We start from the raw sequence: 15,488 nt of genomic DNA, 5'->3' as shown, positions 1-15,488 counted from the left end.
GCGTTCCTTATCGCACCGCCAGCACCGTGCCGCGGCACTCGCCAAAGCCAATGCGCCGTGCGCCCGCACGCGCGCAGCTGCCGCGCAGGATGATGCTGTCGCCGTCCTGCAAGAAGGTGCGCGTTTCTCCATTGGCCAGCGTGAGCGGAACCTTGCCACCCTGCGTCAGCTCCAGCAACGAACCGCCCTGCTCCGGTGCCGGGCCCGACAGCGTGCCGGTGCCCAGCACATCGCCTGGGCGCAGGTTGCAACCGTTCACCGTGTGGTGGGTCACCAGCTGCGCCAGCGTCCAGTAGGCGTCGCGCATATTGGATTCCGACAAGCGTTCGCCCGCGCTGCCCGCGGCGCGCATGGCGGGCGTCTGCAGCCAGACTTCGAGCTGCACATCCAGCGCACCTGCGCTGCGGTTGTGTGCCGAATCCAGGTACTCCAAGGGCTGCGGGTCGTCCGCACTGCGCGTGAAGGCGGCGCGGAACGGCGCCAGTGCCTCCATCGTCACCAACCAGGGCGACACGGTGGTGGCAAAGTTCTTGGCCAAGAAAGGGCCCAGCGGCTGGTACTCCCAGGCCTGCACATCGCGCGCGCTCCAGTCGTTGAGCAGCGTGAGGCCGAATAGGTGGTCTTCCGCCTCCGCTATGGAAACAGGAGCACCCAGCGCATTGTCCATGCCGACCCAGGCCGCTATTTCCAGTTCATAGTCGAGCCGCGCAGTGGGTCCAAAGTCCGGCACCGTAGCGCCGGGCTTTAACGTTTGCCCACGCGGGCGGTGAAACTGCTGGCCGCTGGCACCGATGCTGCTGGCGCGGCCGTGGTAACCAATGGGCACCCACTTGTAGTTGGGCAAGAGCGGGTTGTCTGGGCGGAACAGCTTACCCACGGTGGTGGCATGGTGGATGCCGGTGTAGAAGTCCGTGTAGTCGCCCACCTCGCAGGGCAGCCCCAGCTCCACCTCGGTCTGGCGCAGCAGCGCGTCCGTCCACACCTCCTTAAGAGCCGAGCCCTCGCGCAGGCCTTCCCAAATGGCCAGACGCAGCGCGCGACGCTCTGCCACGGGCGCCGCCATCAGACGCGTCATGTCGTTGTGGTCGATGAGGCCCGTGGCATGCAAGTCCAACACACGGTCGCCAATGGCCACGCCAATCTGCCAGGGTTCCAGCCGGTTGTGGCGAAAGCGGCCAAACGGCAGGTTCGGGATGGGAAAGTCGGTGTCCGCCACGTTGGCCGACTCCACCCAGCTTTGCGTCGCCGGGTCATGCGTGGCGTCCAAGGTGATAGCGGGTGCGCTCATGCCTTGGCCCCCAGCTCTTTGGTATGCAAAAACGCCGCATGTTTGGGTGCACGTTTGGTCACGCTCCATTCCTCCAGCATGGCCCACTTGACCGCATCGGCCTGCGCAATCTTGGCAATCTCTTCGGGGTCCGGGCAGGCCAGTTCCAGGCGGTGGCCGTTGGGGTCGAAGAAGTAAATGCTATGGAACATGCCGTGGTCGGTCACGCCCAGCACATCCACGCCCTGTGCCTCCAGGTGTGCCTTGAATTCCAGCAGCTCCGCGCGGTCTTTCACGCGGAAGGCGATGTGCTGCACCCACTCGGGCGTGTTCGGGTCGCGGCCCATGGGGGGCTGCGTAGGCAACTCGAAGAAGGCCAGCACATTGCCCATGCCGGCGTCCATGAAGATGTGCATGTAGGGGTCGGGTGCCTTGGTGCTGGGCACCAGGTCTTCGGCAATGGCCAGCACAAAGTCCATGTGCAGCATCTTCTGGTACCAGAGCACGGTCTCTTTGGCGTCTTTGCAGCGATAGGCCACGTGGTGGATGCGGTCGATTTTCATGGTGTTTCCTCGGGCCGATTAATAGCGTGTTGTTATGCAGTTTCGAGTGCGCCACGTTGAATTTGGTCGCGCTCCAGCGACTCAAACAGGGCCTTGAAATTGCCCTCTCCAAATCCTTCATCACCCTGGCGCTGGATGAATTCGAAAAACACCGGGCCCAGCTGGGTTTGCGAGAAGATTTGCAGCAGCAGCCGTGGTGTGCCGCCCTCGGTGGAGCCATCCACCAGAATGCCGCGCGTCTGCAACTCGGGCACCGGCTGACCGTGGCCCGGCAAACGGCCTTCCAGCATCTCGTAGTACACCTCATTGGGCGCGGTCATCAGCGGCACGCCGGCCAGCGCCAGTTTGTCCACGGTGGCGATCAGGTCATCGCAGATCAGCGCAATGTGCTGGATGCCTTCGCCGTTGAACTTCATCAAATACTCTTCAATCTGCCCACCACCCTGGCGCGCCTCTTCGTTCAGCGGGATGCGGATCTTGCCGTCGGGTGCGGTCAGCGCCTTGGAGGTCAGGCCGGTGTACTCGCCCTTGATGTCAAAGAAACGGATTTCGCGGAAGTTGAACAGGCGCTCGTAATAGTCAGCCCAGAAGGCCATGCGGCCACGGTAGACGTTGTGCGTCAGGTGGTCGATCAGCTTGAGGCCATGGCCCACGGGGCGGCGGTCCACGCCTTCGATGAATTCGAAGTCGATGTCGTAGATGGACTTGCCGTCCTCGTAGCGGTCAATCAGGTACAGCGGTGCGCCGCCAATGCCCTTGATGGCAGGCAAGTTGAGTTCCATGGGGCCGGGACGCAGCTCCACCGGTTGGGCGCCCAGCTCCAGGGCACGTTTGTAGGCCAGGTGCGAATCCTTCACCCGAAACGCCATGCCGCAGGCACTGGGGCCGTGCTCGGCAGCAAAGTAACCGGCCACGCTTTTGGGTTCGCGGTTGACGATGAAATTGATCTCGCCCTGGCGGTAGAGCACCACGTCTTTGGAGCGGTGTTTGGCCACCAGCGTGAAGCCCATGCGTTCGAACACCGGCTCGATCACACCCGCGATGGGCGACGCAAACTCCACAAATTCAAAGCCCATCAGGCCCATCGGGTTGTCAAACAAATCACCTGTTGCAGTGGCCATGGTCGTGCTCCTCAAACGCTGTTCTTGAAGCCTTGATTGTGGTCATTTGGACATGCAAAGGGTGTGCAAGTTGCAGGTCGCCAGCCCACTGAGATGCATAATTTATGCATGAAACCTGAGAAACACGAAGACTCATTGCTGGATAGCTTTGATATCAGCCTTCTTGCTGCACTGCAGCGCGATGCACATGCCACCCACCAGCAAATTGGGGAGCAGGTACATCTATCGGCCTCGCAGGTCAGCCGTCGGGTGCAACGGCTACAGGCCAGCGGCATCATCCGTCGTTATGTGGCGCTGCTGGAGCCCGCGGCCATTGGCCTGGGCGTGCGCGCCATTTCCTATGTCACGCTGACCCGCCACAGTGGGGACGAAGGCTTGGCGTTTGAACGCGAGATTGCCAGCTTCCCCGAGGTGCTGGAGTGTTACTCGGTGGCCGGTGAATCGGACTACATCCTGCAGATCGTGGCGGCCGACCTCAGCGTGTTGTCGGAACAAGTGCTGCGTCGCCTGACCCGCATCCAGGGCGTGGGAAGTATCCGCTCCAACATCGTGCTCGCCCGCATCAAGAGCAGCACCGAGCTGCCTTTGGCGCACCTCAAACGTGGTGCCGGCTAGGTTTCGGCGCCGAGCTACACCATCAGCCGGTAACCAACGGCTGTTTCTGTCAGCAGATGCTGCGGCTGGCTCGGGTCGGCCTCCAGCTTTTGCCGCAGATGGCCCATGTAAATGCGCAGGTAGTGGCTCTGGTCGGCGTGCGATGGCCCCCACACCTCGCGCAGCAACTGGCGATGCGTCAGCACGCGCCCCGCGTTGGCCACCAGCACCAGCAACAGGCGGTATTCGATAGGGGTGAGATGCACTTCGGTACCCGCACGGCGCACCAGCCGGGCCTGACGGTCTACCTCTACCTCGCCAAATACAAATAGCGAATCGTCGGCTTTGCCCTCGGCACTGGCCGCGCGGGGGCGGCGCAGATTGGCGCGCACGCGGGCTAGCAGCTCCCCCACGCCAAAGGGTTTGGTCAAGTAGTCGTCGGCACCGGCGTCCAGCGCGGCAATCTTGTCGCCCTCGTCACTGCGGGCAGACAGCACCACGATGGGCACGGCCGACCAGCTACGCACATCACGGATCACCTCCAGCCCGTCGCCATCGGGCAGGCCCAGGTCCAGCACCAGCAGGTCGGGCTTGCGGGTGGCGGCGTCGCGCAGGCCCAGCTGCGCGGTCTCGGCCTCAAACACCTGCCAACCTTCGGCCTCCAGCGCCGCGCGCACAAAACGGCGGATCTGGGGCTCGTCTTCAATCAGAACGGCAACGGGCGCAGGGGTAGACATGGGGCTTAAAGTTCGTCGGCTTCGGTAGGTGCCTGGGGCGGCGCACGCCGCGGCAAGGTGATGGTGAATTCTGCACCACCGCCATCGGCATTGCGTGCGCTGATGCGCCCTTTGTGCGCGTCCACCACGGCTTTGCAAATAGCCAGGCCCAGGCCCACGCCGCGCGTGGACGACTCGTTTTTGCCACGGGTAAATTTCTCAAACAGGTCCACCTCCCTGCCCTGACTGGCGGGCGGCAGGCCGGGGCCGTAATCACGCACCCGCAGCTCCAGCGTGCCAGACGTCACCTGCGCCGACACCTCCATGGCGGGCGTACGCACCGGGGTACTTACACCGTACTTGGCAGCGTTCTCCAGCAGGTTGACGAGCAGACGCTCCATCAACCCGGCATCAAACTCCACCAGCGGCAGATCGGGGGCAATGGCGGTGTGCACCGTGAGCGGCCCCAGCGCGTGCCGTGCGGCACGGATTGCACCGCCCACCACTTCCTCCACCGACTGCCACTCCAACCGAAGCTCCACCTGGCCACTCTCCAGCCGGGCCATCTCCAGCAGGTTGCCCACCAACGCACCCAACTCGCGTGCTTCATGACTTACGGCGTCGGCCGAAGCCTTCTGGTCTGGCGTCAGCGGCATGGAGCTAGCTAAAGATTCGGCCTGACCGATGAGTGCTGTAAGCGGCGTGCGCACGTCATGCGACATTGCCGCCAGCAGCGTGTTGCGCAGACGCTCCGATTCCATTTGCACCACGGCGCCCTGCGCTACGTCCACATAGTGCACGCGCTCCAGCGCAATCGCAATTTGCCGCGCCAAGGTGTCGAGCTGCTGCACCTGTTCGGGAATCAGCAACCACCGGGCCTGCGCCGGCTGTAGCGCCAGCACACCGCGCACCCGCATGGGGGCTTGCAGCGGCACATAGTGCCAAGGGTTGGAAGGCAGGGTCGACGTGGCCATTCCAGCGGGTTGCCCGTTATTAAAAGCCCAATCGGCAATGCTGCCGTCCAGCCCCGGTGGCAGGTCTGCGGGCAACGCCAGCTGATCGCGGGAGTCGGGCAGCAGCATCTTGGCCTGGCCGCCAAAGGTACGTCGCACGGCGGCCTCGCCCAGCTCTACCACCTGCTCGGTCTGCAGCGCGGCGGACAGTTCACGTGTGAGCTCAAACAGCGCTTGCGCACGCCGCTCACGGCTGGCTGCAACAAAAGCCGAGAAACGCAGATTGGCGGTGAGCTGCCCGATCAGCAGGCCCACCACCAGCATCACCGCAAACGTCACCAGGTACTGCACATCACTCACCGCAAACGACAGGCGCGGCTGCACATAAAAGAAATCAAATGACGCCACGGACAACACCGCAGCCAGGCTGGCCGGCCCACGCCCCAGCTTCACGGCCACCAACACCACGCCCAACAAAAACAGCATGACGATGTTGGCCAGGTCAAACCAGGGCAACAAGGGCTGTGTGACCACGGTGGTGAGCAGACACGCCGCCACCGCACCACCGTAACGCATCCATTGCGTGCGCCAGCGCGAGGCAGCGGGCTCGTCGTCGACCCTGCGACCCAAGGGCTGCCCCAGCTTGCGCACGCTGTCGGTAAAACCCACCTCCACAATGTCCAGCGCGGGTGCCAGCGTCGCGAGCTGGCGTGTCAACGTCGGGCGCAACACGCGCAACAGGCCACGCCAGTGGTGCCGCACCGGGCGCCCCAGCACCAGCGTCGCGCAGTTCAGAGTCTGGGCCTGTTGTAAGAGCACCCTGGCAATGCTGTCCCCCGTCAGCACCGCGGTGCTGCCCCCCAGTTCCTCGGCCAGCTTGAGCACGGCCAGCGTGCGGTCGCGGTCCTGCGCGGCCAGCCGCTGCAGCGCCGGCGTTTCCACATAGGCAGCATGCCAACGCACATTGAGCTGCCCAGCCAGGCGTGCTGCCGTGCGCACCGCGTGTTCGGCCCCCGCCTGCGGACCCACACACACCAGCAGCGCACCCGAGGTGTTCCAGGCCGGTTGATCCGTGGTGTCCTGCTGGCGCGAGGTTTGTGCCAGGTGCTGGCGGTAGCTGCGCACATCGTCGCCCACGTGTTCGGCCGTGCGGCGCAGTGCAATCTCGCGCAGCGCGATCAGGTTGCCTTTGCGAAAGAAATTCTGGCTGGCGCGCTCCGCCTGCTGTGGGATGTAGACCTTGCCGGCCTTCAGGCGCGCCAGCAGTTCATCCGCCGTCACATCCACCAGTACGATTTCATCGGCCCCATCCAGCACGGTGTCGGGCACTGTCTCGTTCACGCGCACCCCAGTGATGGCGCCCACCGTACCGTTCAGGCTTTCCAGGTGCTGCACGTTGAGCGCGGTCCAGACATCAATGCCCGCATCCAGCAGCTCCTGCACGTCCTGCCAGCGCTTGGGGTGGCGGGAGCCCGGCGCATTGCTGTGGGCCAGCTCATCTACCAACAGCACATCGGGCTGCGCAGCCAGCGCGGCGTCAATGTCCAGCTCCAGCAGCACCTGGCCACGGTAGGCGATCTCCTGCAAGGGCAACACCTGCAGCCCAGTCTGCAGCTCCATGGTGTCCTTGCGGCCATGGGTTTCCACCACGCCCACCAGCACCCGCTGGCCGGCGCGCTGCGCCCGTTGCGCAGCGCTGAGCATGGCGTAGGTTTTTCCCACGCCCGCGTTGGCGCCAAAGTAGATGCGCAGCTTGCCGCGCTGCTGCGTGGCCTGCGCCTCTTGCAGCTGCGCCAGCAGGGCGTCTGGGTCGGGCCGTGAATCTGAAGGGCTTGCCATCTACTTAGTGTGCATCAAGCGCCAGATTCAGTTGCAGCACATTCACCACGGGTTCGCCCAGCACGCCCAGCAGCGGGCGTGTGGTGTGCTGCGCCACCAGTGCTTGCACAGCTTGCGGGGAGAGCTTGCGGGCGGCGGCCACGCGAGCCAACTGGTACTGGGCTGCTGCGGGGCTGATATGCGGGTCCAGCCCGCTGGCCGAGGCTGTGACAAGTTCCACCGGTACCGGGGCCGTGTTGGTGGGGTCAGCAGCGCGCAGCACTTTCAAGCGGCCTTTGGCAGCGTCCACCAGGGCCGGGTTCAGCGGGCCCTGGTTGGAGCCGCTGGAGGCGGCCGCATTGTTGCCAAACGGGCCAGTGGCCGAGGGGCGGCCCCAGAAGTGGCCGGGGTCGCTGAAGTTCTGGCCAATCAGGGCAGAGCCCACTGGTTTGCCATCCCGCACGATCAGGCTGCCATGCGCCTGGTGCGGGAAGACTGCCTGACCTACACCGGTGACGACCAGCGGGTAGGCCACGCCGGTGACCAGGGTGAGTGCCGAAAACAGAACCAGCAGAGGGCGAAGTGTTTTGTTCATGATGAGACTCCTTAAACCAGATTCAATGCAACGAGCAACAGGTCAATGGCCTTGATGCCGATGAAGGGCACGATCAGCCCGCCCAGGCCGTAGATGGCCAGGTTGCGGCGAAGCAGTGCGGCAGCACCCACGGGGCGGTATTTCACGCCCTTGAGTGCCAGCGGGATCAGCACCACGATGATCAGTGCGTTGAATATCACCGCCGACAAAATAGCCGAGTTCGGGCTACCCAGACGCATCACATTCAGCGCACCGAGTTGCGGGTAGGTGCTCACGAAAATGGCAGGGATGATGGCGAAGTACTTGGCCACGTCGTTGGCAATAGAAAAAGTGGTGAGCGAGCCCCGTGTCATCAGCAGCGCCTTGCCGGTCTCCACAATCTCCAGCAGCTTGGTCGGGTTGGAGTCCAGATCCACCATGTTGCCGGCTTCCTTGGCAGCCTGGGTGCCGCTGTTCATAGCCACCGCCACATCGGCTTGGGCCAGCGCGGGGGCATCGTTGGTGCCGTCTCCCGTCATGGCGACCAGGCGACCTTCAGCCTGGTAGCTGCGGATCAGCGTGAGTTTGTCTTCGGGTGTGGCCTCGGCCAGGAAGTCGTCCACACCGGCTTCGGCGGCAATGGCAGCTGCGGTGAGTTTGTTGTCGCCCGTGATCATCACGGTCTTGATGCCCATGCGGCGCAGCTCGCCAAAACGTTCCTTGATGCCGGCCTTGACGATGTCCTTGAGCTCCACCACGCCCAACACGCGGTTGCCATCGGCCACCGCCAGCGGCGTGCTGCCACGGCGTGACACTTCATCGGCAGCGCGCAGCACCTCGGGGGGCATGCTGGAACCCATGGCTTCCAGGTACTTGCGCACGGCATCTACCGCGCCTTTGCGCAGTTGGCGTGTGCTGTCATCGGGGCGTGTCAGGTCCATACCGCTCATGCGGGTCTGTGCGGTGAAGGCAACCTCCTGGGTCTTGCCCACCAGCGGCTCGATCTGCACCTTGCTCTGCGCCAGGGTCACGATGCTGCGGCCTTCGGGCGTTTCATCGGCCATGGAGGCCTGTGCGGCGCACAGGGCCAGCTGGTTCAGAGTGATGCCGGGTGCGGGAATGAACAACGCGGCCTGGCGGTTGCCGTGGGTGATGGTGCCGGTCTTGTCCAACAGCAACACGTCTACATCACCGGCAGCTTCGACTGCGCGGCCCGAGGTGGCAATCACATTGGCCTGCATCATGCGGCTCATGCCGGCCACACCTACAGCCGACAACAGACCACCAATGGTCGTGGGGATCAGGCACACCAGCAGCGCAATGAGTGCGGTGATGCTGACCACGGTGCCACTGCCCGCAGCCTCTACGCTGAAGATGGAAAACGGCAGCAGCGTGACCGTGACGACGAGGAACACGATGGTCAGCGCCACCAGCAGAATGGTCAACGCCACTTCGTTGGGAGTCTTCTGGCGCTTAGCGCCTTCCACCATGCCGATCATGCGGTCCAGAAACGACTCGCCGGGGTTGACGCCAATACGCACCACCAGCCAGTCGGACAACACCCGCGTGCCGCCGGTAACCGAGGCAAAGTCGCCACCGGACTCGCGCACCACTGGTGCCGATTCACCGGTGATGGCGCTCTCGTCCACTGTGGCTACCCCCTGGATGATTTCACCGTCCACAGGGATCATGTCACCGGCTTCCACCAGCACCACATCACCCTTGCGCAGGTTCTCGGCTTGTTCTGGCAACCAGGTGGAGCCATGGACGGGGTCCTTAAGCTTCTTGGCCCAGGTGCTTTTTTTCAGGCCTTTGAGCGAATCCGCCTGGGCCTTGCTGCGGCCTTCGGCCAGCGCTTCGGCAAAGTTGGCAAACAGCACGGTGAACCACAGCCACACTGCCACGGAGAGGATGAAGCCCGGCGAATCGCCCACGCTGCCCTGCAATGCCTGCAGGCCCAGCAAGGTGGTGACGATGCTGCCGATGTAGACCACAAACATCACCGGATTGCGCCACTGCACGCGGGGGTCCAGCTTGGCAAATGCGGCCCACACGGCGGGCTTGACCAGTGCCGGGTCCATTAGGGTTAAGGAAGTTTTGCTTGTCATAAAGTTATCTCGCAAATAAGGGGGGCGTTTATGCGGCGGGCCAGAGCATCAGGTGCTCCACCACAGGGCCCAGGGCCAGCGAGGGCACGTAGTTCAGCAGGCCCACCAGCAGTACCGTGCCCATCAACAGCACCACAAACAACGGGCCATGCGTGGGGAAGGTGCCAGCCGTAGCAGGCAGGCGCTTCTTGGCGGCCAGCGCGCCGGCAATCGCCAGCACCGGCACGATCACGCCAAAGCGGCCAAACCACATGGCAATGGCCAGCAGGTAGTTGTAGAACGGCGTGTTAGCCGACAGACCCGCAAAGGCGCTGCCGTTGTTGTTGGCAGCCGAGGTCAGCCCGTACAAGATCTCGGAGAAACCATGGGCGCCGGGGTTGGCAATGCCGGCCTTGCCCGCACCGGCCAGCACCGCAATGGCGGTACCTGCCAGCACCAGTATGGGGGTGACCAGAATCGCCATCGAGGTGAGCTTCATCTCATGCGACTCGATCTTCTTGCCCAGGTACTCGGGGGTGCGGCCAATCATCAGGCCCGCAATAAACACCGCCAGGATGGCGAAGATCAACATGCCGTACAGGCCGGTGCCCACGCCGCCAAACACCACCTCACCCAGCTGCATCATCACCATGGGCACCATGCCGCCCAGCGGCGTGAACGAGTCGTGCATGGCGTTCACGGCGCCGCAGGAGGCCGCGGTGGTGATCACGGCAAACAGGCTGCTGGCAGTGATGCCAAAGCGCGTTTCCTTGCCTTCCATGTTGCCGCCGCTCTGCAGGCTGCTGGCGGCTTGGTCCACACCCAGTGCGGCAATTTGCGGGTTGCCTGCCTGCTCGGCCGGCATGATGGCGGCCACGGCGATCACAAACATCACCGTCATGGCAGCCAGCACAGCCCAGCCCTGGCGCTGGTCACCCACCTCGCGGCCAAAGGCGAAACACAGCGCCGCAGGGATCAAAAAGATCGCCAGCATCTGCAAGAAGTTGCTCAAGGGCGTGGGGTTCTCATACGGATGGGCCGAGTTGGCGTTGAAGAAACCACCGCCGTTGGTGCCCAGCATCTTGATGGCCTCTTGCGACGCCACCGGGCCCTTGGGCAGGGTTTGCATGGAGGTGCTGGTGTCTTCCATCAACGGTGCACCCTTGTCGTCCAACACCGGTTGACCGTCCGCGCCCAGCTTGGCTTGCTGGAACTGGGTGGCTTCTAAGGTGGTGACGCTCTGATACGCGTCAAAGTTCTGGATCACGCCCTGGCCGACCAGGAAGATGGCGAAGACAAGCGACAGTGGCACCAGCAACCAAGCGGTGATACGCGTGATATCGACCCAGAAGTTGCCAATCACGGAAGTGGATTTGGCCGCAAAGCCGCGGAACAGCGCAAACACCACGGCAATGCCGGTGGCGGCGGACAAGAAGTTTTGCACCGCCAAGCCCAGCATCTGCGTGAGGTAGCCCATGGTGGACTCGCCCGCATAACCCTGCCAGTTGGTGTTGGTGGCAAAACTCACCGCGGTGTTGAGGGCTGAGTCCACAGACACGGCGCCCATGCTCGCAGGGTTGAGAGGCAACACCGCTTGCCAGCGCTGCAAGAGGTAGACCACCAGCGCGCCCAGCACATTAAAGGCCAGCAGCGCGATGGTGTATTGCTTCCACGGCATGGACTGATCGGGCGAAGTGCCCGCCAGGCGGAACAACGGCGCCTCCAGCCGCAGCAGCCACTGCGGCAGGCGGCCAGAACTGATACGTGCAATCCAAATGCCCAAAGGCCAAGACGCAATCAAAAGGGTCGTAAGAAAGAGGGCCAGCAGCCCCCAAGCCGAGCTGCTCATTAAAAGTCCTCCGCGCGCACCAGCGCATAAATCAAATACGCCAGCAACAGGGCGGCACAGCTGCCGCCCAGGCCGTAGATCACATGCAATGTGTTCACCGTTTCCATCATTTCTCCTGCATCAAATCGATGGGAGAAGTGTGGTCAGGCGTGCGTAAAAACGGGGTTTAGATTGGGAGTGGGGGTATAAAAAAAGCGTAAATGTGCGCGGCTTACTTGGCGGTACGCAGCCCCACACCCAGCGCCGCACCCACGCTCAGCAACAGCACCAGGGCGGCGCCCAAGAGCGTGGCGCCGTACCAGCCGCGGTCCATAAACACGCCGAATACGATGGGCGAAATGGCAAAACCGGTGTCCAGGCCCGAATACACCAGGCCATAAACGCGGCCCGTGGCCCCCTTGGGCGTGGCCTTCTTGATCATCATGTCGCGCGAAGGGCCGCCAATGCCCACTGCAAAACCGGTGATGGCCAACACCACCATGGTGCCGGTGGCACCCAGCAGGCCAGTGCCGCACAGCGCCAGCAGCACGGCGCCCGCGGCCATGGCCAAGGCCACCACGCGGTCCGAATGTTTGGACTTGGCTGCCACAAAACCGCCAATGAACATGCCCACCGCGCCGCACAGCATGTAGGAAGAAATGGTCAGCGTGGCCGCCTCAAAGCTCACGCCGTGCATGGCCTTGAGGATGGACACCGCGTAGCTTTGCACCACGGCCAAGGTCATGGTGGACAGCAAAAAGAACCCAAAACACCACCACACCACAGGCAGCTTCATGAAGGCCAGGTCGTGCTCGGTCTTGGCATGCTCCGCTACACGCGGCGCCACCGTGGTGCTAAGGTGTTCCCGCTGCACCACCAGCAGCGCCAGGATGGCGGCGTACATCACCGCTGCGGCCAGGTAAGCATTGCGCCAGCCCATCAAAGCGCCCAGCCCGGCAAAGAACACCGGTGCCACGGCCCAGCCCAGGTTGCCCGTGAGCCCGTGCGCGCTGAAGGCGTAGCCAAGGCGCGGGGCGGATACCCGCTGGTTCAGGATGGTGAAGTCCACCGGGTGGAACGTGGCGTTGCCCAGGCCCGCCAGCACCGCCACCACAAACAGGCCGGAGTAGCCCGTCACAAACGACGCCGCCACACAGGCCACCATGAACAAGACCAGGGCCACATACATCAGCGGCCGTGCCCCCAAGCGGTCCACGACAAAACCTGCGCTGGCCTGGCCCACACCCGACACCACAAAAAACACGGTCATCAGCAGCCCCAGCTGCGAGTAGCTGAGCCCAAACTCCTGCATAAACACCGGAAACAGCAGCGGCAGCAGCAAATGGCCGAAGTGCGAGCTGGCATGGGCCAAGCCGACAAGGCCAATCACGGTAGCGTCCTGCTTCATGGGAACCAAGGATGCGGCGGCGGGGGAAGAAAGTGTGGCGCTGGTCATGTGGGGCATCGTACGGACGAAAGCATTTTCTTGATTACGACAAAAAGACAATAATTGTCGAAATCCCGCCAAACCTGACCCAACGATCAATACCCATGAAACGCAAGGCCCCGCTCAACTCCGTGTCCTTCGACACCTCGGCCAAACGCCCACCCACAGCCCAGCGCCCGGTGCGCAGCCGGGCCCGCTCGCTGGCCATGGACGCCCACATCGAGCCCCACCAGCACCCCTGGTCGCAGTTCACCTACTGCGCCAGTGGGCTCATGCAGGTCACCGTGACACAGGGCGAGCGGCAGACCACTTTCATCGTGCCGCCCAGCCGCGCGGTGTGGATTCCGCCCCACGTGCAGCACAACGTGGTGGTGCTGGAAACCGCCGAGCTGCGCACCGTGGACATTGCCCCCAGCGTGCTGCCCGCCAACTGGACTGAATGCCGCGTGCTGGTAGTGAGCAAGCTGCTGCGCGAACTGGTGCACGCACTGGAGGGCAGCGAACCCGGCCCACGCGATGACGCCCTGATGGCCCTGACCGCGGATGAGATGGCGCGCGCCGACATCCAGGCCCTGGGCGTGCCCATGCCCCACCCCGAACACGGTGACAAGCGCCTGCGCGCCTTGTGCGAAGCCGTGCTGCGCGACCCGGCCGAAAAAGGCCAGCTCAAGGAATGGGTGGCCGACGTGGGCGCCAGTGAGCGCACCATGGCCCGCCTGTTTCGTGACGAGTTGGGCACCAGTTACCAGCAGTGGCGCACCCAGGCCGTGCTGGCCCACGCCCTGCCCCAGCTGGCGCGCGGCGTGCCCATCGCCCAGGTGGCCGCCGCCGCGGGCTACGCCAGCGACAGCGCGTTTTCCGCCATGTTCAAACAGAGCATGGGCAAGGCGCCCAGCCACTTCAAGGTAACGGGCTGAGCCAGGCAAGTACCATCGTTGCAAAGGAAATCTTCATGCACTTCTCCAACTGGCTGGTCTTCTGCGGCGTCGCGTTTCTGGTCACTTTCAGCCCCGGGCCCGGTGTGCTGCTGGCCATCTCCAACGCCATGGCGCATGGCAAACGGGACTGGGTGGCCAGCTCGCTGGGCAATGCCACGGGCCTGTTCATCCTCTCGGGCGTGGCCATGACCGGCATGGGCGCCATCCTGGCGGTGTCGGCCCTGGCGTTCACCGTCCTCAAGGTAGCGGGCGCCCTGTACCTGGTTTACCTGGGCATCCGCCAGTGGCGCAGCCAGGCAGTGTCGTTTACCGCTGCCGAGTCAACCGCGCAAGTGTCTGGCTCCGCGGAGGACAAGGCCATCACCCGCAAGCTCTACGGTCAAGGTATGGGCGTGGCGCTGACCAACCCCAAAGCCATCCTGTTTTTCTCCGCCCTGTTTCCGCAGTTCATCACGGCCGATGCGCCGGTGCTGGAACAGGTGGCGGTGCTCACCTGCACCTTCGTGGCCATGTCACTGCTCTCGCACCTGTTTTATGTGCTGGTGGCGCGCCTGTTCAAAGGGCAGCTGGCCAACCCGCGCAAGCAGCGCCTGTTTAACCGCATCTCTGGCGGCCTGTTTGTGCTGCTGGGCCTGAGCCTGCTACGCCTGAAGAACAAGGTAGCCGCCTGATCCAACCCAGCTTGCTATCAAAATAGAAGCTGTTCGCGCATATTCCACGGGGGCTAGAGGCCTATTTATCTCTCAATTGGCTGGCGCAGCGTCTGCACCAGCCCCAGAATAAACAGGCACACCACGACCAGGTCAAAGCCGATGGCCAGACCCGCCGTGCCCAGATACGCCTGGCCGTATACCAGCACCAGCCCGATGAAAACCAGCTTGCTGACGATGGCCACCACCAACACCAGCGGGCGGCTGGCAGGCCGGTAGGCGCCGTAGATCAGCAGCGCCCCCACCAGCGTGATCAGCACACCCCAGTTGCGCACCACGATGTCGGCCAGCGGCCCTTCCAGCGTAGTGCCAAAGGTCTGGCGCAAGGCGCCCTGCGGGTCGATGGCGGCATACAGCATGGTGCAGGTCAGCACGCCCGACACCAGCATGATCCACTTCAACGGTTTGGCAATCCAATGCATGACGTACTCCTTCAAGACGATGATGGTTGGGCCGACGCAGGCAGTCCGAATATTTTGTCAAACGCCCAGGTGAAACCCACGGTGTAGAAAAAGAAGAAGGCCAGCAGGCCCAGGTCCGCCACAAAGGCGGCCCACAGCGAAATGTCTAACCAATACGCCATCACCGGCATCAGGATGATCGCCAGCCCACCTTCAAAACCCATGCCGTGCGCAAAACGGCGCAAGGGCGAACGGCCCTTGACGGTCTGGCGCGCCTCCCAGCGCTCAAACAGGCTGTTGAAGATGTAGTTCCAGGCCAGCGCAATGGTGGACATGACGGCCGACAGCACAAAGGCCGAACCGGGGGGATGGGCGAAAGCAAACGCCAACGTGGGCGTAACAACGGCAATGGCAATGCTTTCGTACAGGGCGGCCTGCACGATGCGGCGGGTAATGGGAGTCATCACCCAA

General features: G+C 63.4%; 15 protein-coding genes. 3 read left to right on the top strand and 12 right to left on the bottom strand.

What is annotated here, in order from left to right; genetic code table 11:
- Nucleotides 1-7: 7 nt before the first annotated feature.
- From fahA to hppD, 3 genes are read right to left on the bottom strand one after another with little or no spacing between them, the layout of a single operon-like run.
- Complete coding sequence (fahA, locus tag C5F53_RS07500) at nt 8-1,288, bottom strand: fumarylacetoacetase (protein WP_105260734.1); 1,281 nt, start codon at nt 1,286-1,288, stop codon at nt 8-10.
- Nucleotides 1,285-1,830 carry a VOC family protein gene (locus C5F53_RS07495; protein ID WP_105260733.1) on the bottom strand — a complete coding sequence of 182 codons (546 nt, stop codon included), beginning with the start codon at nt 1,828-1,830 and terminating at the stop codon, nt 1,285-1,287. The genes fahA and C5F53_RS07495 overlap by 4 nt, the downstream gene beginning before the upstream one ends.
- 32 nt (nt 1,831-1,862) lie before the next feature.
- The gene (gene hppD, locus C5F53_RS07490; protein WP_105260732.1) at nt 1,863-2,951 is read right to left on the bottom strand and encodes a 4-hydroxyphenylpyruvate dioxygenase; all 1,089 of its coding nucleotides are present in this window, start codon (nt 2,949-2,951) and stop codon (nt 1,863-1,865) included.
- A gap of 108 nt (nt 2,952-3,059) precedes the next feature.
- Between hppD and C5F53_RS07485 the strand changes: the two genes are divergently transcribed.
- Nucleotides 3,060-3,566: an Lrp/AsnC family transcriptional regulator gene (locus tag C5F53_RS07485; RefSeq protein WP_105260731.1), complete on the top strand. Its 507-nt coding sequence runs from the start codon at nt 3,060-3,062 to the stop codon at nt 3,564-3,566.
- Between the two features lie 14 nt (nt 3,567-3,580).
- On the opposite strand, the gene kdpE is transcribed toward C5F53_RS07485, so the two are convergent.
- From kdpE to C5F53_RS07450, 7 genes are all read right to left on the bottom strand, one after another.
- Nucleotides 3,581-4,282: a two-component system response regulator KdpE gene (gene kdpE / locus C5F53_RS07480; RefSeq protein ID WP_105260730.1), complete on the bottom strand. Its 702-nt coding sequence runs from the start codon at nt 4,280-4,282 to the stop codon at nt 3,581-3,583.
- 5 nt (nt 4,283-4,287) lie between these two features.
- A complete protein-coding gene (locus tag C5F53_RS07475) occupies nt 4,288-7,053 on the bottom strand; it encodes a DUF4118 domain-containing protein (RefSeq protein WP_105260729.1) in 2,766 nt (921 codons plus the stop codon).
- A gap of 4 nt (nt 7,054-7,057) precedes the next feature.
- Nucleotides 7,058-7,627 (bottom strand): potassium-transporting ATPase subunit KdpC, encoded by a 570-nt coding sequence (kdpC, locus tag C5F53_RS07470; protein WP_105260728.1) that lies wholly within the window; start codon nt 7,625-7,627, stop codon nt 7,058-7,060.
- An 11-nt stretch (nt 7,628-7,638) separates the two neighbouring features.
- Nucleotides 7,639-9,714 carry a potassium-transporting ATPase subunit KdpB gene (kdpB, locus tag C5F53_RS07465; protein ID WP_105260727.1) on the bottom strand — a complete coding sequence of 692 codons (2,076 nt, stop codon included), beginning with the start codon at nt 9,712-9,714 and terminating at the stop codon, nt 7,639-7,641.
- A gap of 28 nt (nt 9,715-9,742) precedes the next feature.
- The gene (kdpA, locus tag C5F53_RS07460; RefSeq protein ID WP_105260726.1) at nt 9,743-11,542 is read right to left on the bottom strand and encodes a potassium-transporting ATPase subunit KdpA; all 1,800 of its coding nucleotides are present in this window, start codon (nt 11,540-11,542) and stop codon (nt 9,743-9,745) included.
- Entirely contained in the window at nt 11,542-11,649 is a 108-nt protein-coding gene (locus C5F53_RS07455) for a potassium-transporting ATPase subunit F (RefSeq protein WP_236635286.1), read from the bottom strand. Before C5F53_RS07455 ends, kdpA begins: the two co-directional genes overlap by 1 nt.
- A gap of 104 nt (nt 11,650-11,753) precedes the next feature.
- Nucleotides 11,754-12,977, bottom strand: coding sequence for an MFS transporter (locus tag C5F53_RS07450; RefSeq protein WP_105260970.1), 1,224 nt, complete (start codon nt 12,975-12,977; stop codon nt 11,754-11,756).
- Nucleotides 12,978-13,072: 95 nt separating this feature from the next.
- On the opposite strand from C5F53_RS07450, the gene C5F53_RS07445 reads away from it, so the two are divergent.
- A complete protein-coding gene (locus C5F53_RS07445) occupies nt 13,073-13,885 on the top strand; it encodes a helix-turn-helix domain-containing protein (protein WP_105260725.1) in 813 nt (270 codons plus the stop codon).
- A gap of 35 nt (nt 13,886-13,920) precedes the next feature.
- Nucleotides 13,921-14,577: a LysE family translocator gene (locus tag C5F53_RS07440; RefSeq protein WP_105260724.1), complete on the top strand. Its 657-nt coding sequence runs from the start codon at nt 13,921-13,923 to the stop codon at nt 14,575-14,577.
- 65 nt (nt 14,578-14,642) lie between these two features.
- On the opposite strand, the gene C5F53_RS07435 is transcribed toward C5F53_RS07440, so the two are convergent.
- Nucleotides 14,643-15,038, bottom strand: coding sequence for a hypothetical protein (locus tag C5F53_RS07435; protein ID WP_105260723.1), 396 nt, complete (start codon nt 15,036-15,038; stop codon nt 14,643-14,645).
- Between the two features lie 11 nt (nt 15,039-15,049).
- Nucleotides 15,050-15,481, bottom strand: a complete 432-nt coding sequence (locus C5F53_RS07430) for a PACE efflux transporter (RefSeq protein WP_105260722.1) — start codon at nt 15,479-15,481, stop codon at nt 15,050-15,052.
- Between the last annotated feature and the right edge of the window lie 7 nt (nt 15,482-15,488).

The sequence above is a fragment of the Rhodoferax sp. TS-BS-61-7 genome (genome assembly GCF_002943465.1).
Lineage (GTDB): Bacteria > Pseudomonadota > Gammaproteobacteria > Burkholderiales > Burkholderiaceae_C > Allorhodoferax.
Note: the sequence above shows the minus strand (reverse complement) of the source record. Positions and strands in the feature narration are given on the sequence as shown.